The 1,301-nt window shown below is 42.5% G+C and carries 2 protein-coding genes; both read right to left on the bottom strand.

Annotated features, from left to right (window positions below; genetic code table 11):
- Positions 1-387: copper resistance protein B (locus ACT3RM_RS17875; RefSeq protein WP_444511515.1), on the bottom strand; the 387-nt coding region annotated here is incomplete at its 3' end.
- Positions 384-1,301 (bottom strand): multicopper oxidase domain-containing protein (locus tag ACT3RM_RS17870; RefSeq protein WP_444511514.1); only part of this gene is annotated, 918 nt, incomplete at its 5' end. The genes ACT3RM_RS17875 and ACT3RM_RS17870, both read right to left, overlap by 4 nt.

The raw sequence follows: 1,301 nt of genomic DNA, 5'->3' as shown, positions 1-1,301 counted from the left end.
TTCAATACTTCCTTCGCTGAAATCACCCTCGGTTTTAATTACCAATCGATCAAAGGTAGTGCCGTACCATGCTTGTAAGTCAAATACACCTGCGTTTGCTTGCTCGTTATATTCAAGACGATCGCCTAGTAATGCATAAAATGGATGCTCATCAGCGAGTGTTAATCGTTCATTGCCCTCAAGCGCATATGGGCCTTCTGTTAAAGTTGTTCCCGCAGAGTAAGCATGTGAGTCTCTTGCATCTTTAGGTGCACTTCCTCCTTGTGGTTGCATCTTAGCGCTATTCATTTGTGCCATTTCACTTTGCGCTAATAAAGGGAAACTAATTAATGAAGCCCCAGTTAACATTAATAAACCGAATGATTTAGATAGTTTTAATTGTTTCATGATACGACTACCTCTCTAAACATACCGGCATCCATATGGAATAATAAATGGCAATGCCAAGCCCAGCGACCTACATCATGAGGGGTGGTTAAAAAGCTGATTCTTTGTGCGGGTTGAACAGGAATCGTATGACGTCGTACTTGCACATCACCTTGCTCGTTTTCTAAATCACTCCACATACCATGCAAATGCATAGGGTGTGTCATCATGGTATCGTTTTGTAAAATAACTCTTAAACGTTGGTTATGCTTCATATGCACTGGCGTGCTTTTACCAAATTCTAAGCCATCAAATGACCAGCTATAACGCTCCATGTTTCCGGTTAAATGCAGCTCAATTTCAGCTTCTGGCTCTTGCTGGTTAGTGATCCCTTCAAGTGAGTGTAAATCTGCAAGTGTTAAAACACGACGACCATTTTTACGTAAACCAATACCAGGATCATCAAGATTTGTTCTAGGCATATCAACTGAAGCTCCATACTCCGTTTTTGCATGACGCACTTTAGAGCTGGCAACCGCTAATGGGTTTTCAGACATACCATGTTTGCTATGATCCATTGCCATTGCACCGTGGTCCATAGCGCTATGATCCATTTCTTTAGAGTTCATACCTGACATGCCTGCCATACCAGCCATTGCAGAGTGCTCACCGCCGTGGGTCATATTGCCCATCATATCGGTCATCGTTAACCATTCAACAGGGTCAAGTGCAGGTACTGGCGCATCAATATTAGGCGAGCTTGATAAAGTTCCTTTTGCGTAACCAGAGCGATCCATACTTTGAGCAAAAATCGTATAGGCATCATTTTTAGGCTCAACAATTACGTCGTAGGTTTCACCAGGGCCGAATCTAAATTCATCAACTGTCACTGGTTCAACGTTTTGCCCATCTGCTTGTACAACCGTTAGTTTTAA

Source organism: Pseudoalteromonas sp. AOP7-A1-14 (assembly GCF_052376275.1).
GTDB lineage: Bacteria > Pseudomonadota > Gammaproteobacteria > Enterobacterales > Alteromonadaceae > Pseudoalteromonas.
The sequence above is the reverse complement of the archived record's forward strand: the minus strand, read 5'-3'. Positions and strand labels throughout refer to the sequence as shown.